The sequence below is a fragment of the Actinomycetota bacterium genome (assembly GCA_030776725.1).
Lineage (GTDB): Bacteria > Actinomycetota > Nitriliruptoria > Nitriliruptorales > JAHWKO01 > JAHWKW01.
The window spans coordinates 1-2202 of the sequence record JALYHG010000209.1; the positions used below are offsets into that span (position 1 = coordinate 1).

Annotated in this window: 2 protein-coding genes; one reads left to right on the forward strand and one right to left on the reverse strand. The window is 70.2% G+C overall.

All coding sequences use genetic code 11. The annotated features are described in order from the left end of the window. Nucleotides 1–103 precede the first annotated feature (103 nt). Nucleotides 104–928 (forward strand): methyltransferase domain-containing protein, encoded by an 825-nt coding sequence (locus tag M3N57_10310; protein MDP9023062.1) that lies wholly within the window; start codon nucleotides 104–106, stop codon nucleotides 926–928. A 545-nt stretch (nucleotides 929–1473) separates the two neighbouring features. Here the strand turns inward: M3N57_10310 and M3N57_10315 are convergent. Next, nucleotides 1474–2202 (reverse strand): hypothetical protein (locus tag M3N57_10315; protein ID MDP9023063.1); only part of this gene is annotated, 729 nt, incomplete at its 5' end.

The window sequence follows — 2202 nt, forward strand, 5'->3', positions numbered from 1 at the left end:
CTGCCGGTCACCTGCCCCACGTCGAGTGTCCCGACGCGTTCGTCGAGGCGCTGACCGGTGTCGTGCCCGTCTCACGGCCGGCCGCTGACCCCTCCACAGACGGATGAGCCGGCCGCCGACAGCGATCGCCGACAGCGATCCGTCGATGTGGACGGCGGCCCACGGATACGAGACGTTCATGGGGCGCTGGAGTCGCCGGGTCGCCGTCCGCTTCCTCAACGACCTCCACGTGCCCCCTGCACGCCGCTGGTTGGACGTGGGATGCGGCACCGGCGCGCTGACCACGGTCATCGCCGGGCGCTGCGCCCCATCCAGCATCGTCGGCGTCGATCCCAGCCCGTCGTTCCTCGCCCTGGCGCGCGAGCGACTGCGCGACACACCAGAGACCCGCTTCGAGGCAGGCGACGCCGAGAACCTGCTATTCCCGGACGGCGCCTTCGACGCGACCGTGACCGGCTTGACCCTGAACTTCGTCGCGGACGCCCAACGAGCCCTCGCCGAAATGTGCCGGGTGACCCGTCCCGAGGGGATCGTGGCCGGCTACGTGTGGGACTATGACCATCCGGGGTTCTTCCTCACCCGCTTCTGGGACGCGATCGCGCAGGTCCACGGTCACCGGCTACCCGACGACGAGCGAGGACGCTGGGAACTCTGCTCGCTGTCGGGACTGGCGAAGCTCGCCGCAGCGTCCCCTCTGCGCGATCGACGCGTGTGGACGATCGACGTCGACACGGTGTTCGCGGACCTCGACCAGCTATGGCACGGCTTCCTGCTAGGTGTCGGCCCGTCAGGTTCATACCCCCTCGCCCTCTCCGCCGACCGCCGCGACGAGGTCCGCGCACACCTCCAAGCATCGCTCCCTGTCGCGGCGGACGGCCGCGTGCGCCTGACCGGGCGAGCGTTAGCGGTCGTCGGAACGAGGCCGTAAGGCTGACCGGATGTGTCGACGTCTCCGAACGCGACCCCGTCGCTCCCGGTCGACATCGCGTTCACCGGACCTCGGCCGCGGGGGGACGCCCGGCAGCGGTGTCGGGGCAGGGACCTCCCCAACCCGTGGCGACGAGCGCCGAACCAGACCGAACGTGGCGAGCACCCGCGCCTGCACGTCGAGACCGCTAGACGAGGAATCTGGGACGGCGCCTCTCCACCCACCCCCCCAACCACATAGCGGACTTCCCCTGTGGCCTCCTGCCGTCAGACGAGCTCCGCCCTGTGGCGCTTATCTCGAAGTCGCGCGCGCCGACCAGTGCGCGAAGTGCCGCGTTCGGCTGGGGGTCACGATCGGCGGTTGCCGGGTCGCGACTCCTCCCCCACTCCCGCTTGGCTGCCCGCATCGGACACTTTGATGCCTGCGGGCTCAGCGAGCGTCACCGCCCGGCCGGGTGGGCCAAGTAAGACCGATCGCCGCGCCATCCCTTCCGTCGGTACGGCGCGCGTCGACGCGGACGAATCCATCGTGTCGTGTAGCGAGCTCTACCCGTAGCGGACGACGGCGTCCCATGACTTGCCTCCGTCCTCGGACCGTGCGATCACTCCCCCAGCCGCGACGTAGAGTCGGTCCTCGTGCGCGAAGAAGGCTTCCGGGAAGCCACCCAGGGAAATGCCTTCCTCCCAGGTGCCGCCACGGTCGGCGCTGCGCCACAAAACGCCATCGACGCCCACCGCCCATACGACGTCGCCATCCGGCCATGCGGGTCGTCCAAGTGACGGCGCGTCGATCTCCTCCCACGTGCGCCCGCCGTCGCGGCTGCGCGCGACCGACGTCTCACTGCGGGTCTCTGCGATCGTGGCGAGCACCTCGTCGGGGTCGTCGGGCGCGACCGCGAAGTCGAGGATCCCCACGGTGCTGCGCTCCTCCCAGTCGCGGCCATCGTCGCTGACCATGAAGGCGCTGTCGGCGGTGTTCCAGCCGTAGACCTTCCCGTGCGCGGCCGACAGCGCGTGGAAGTCGGCGCCTCCGAGCAACGACACGCTGCGCCAGGTCGCGCCGGCATCGGTGGTCTCGATCAGACCCAGCTGTGGCGGCAGGTCACCGCCGGACGGGTGTCCGCTCGCGAGGAAATGGTCCTCACCCACGACCGTGAAGCCCATGAGGTCGTGGAAGTACTCCCCAACGCGCTCCGGCTCGCCCGACCGCGACAGGCGCCACAGGCCAAAGTGGGTCGCGACGTAGACCAGGCCGTCGGCCGGGTTCACGCCGAG

Coding starts and splice junctions, on each gene's coding strand:
- M3N57_10310 (MDP9023062.1), top strand. CDS start 104: ATGAGCCGGCCGCCGACAGCGATCGCCGACAGCGATCCGTCGATGTGG.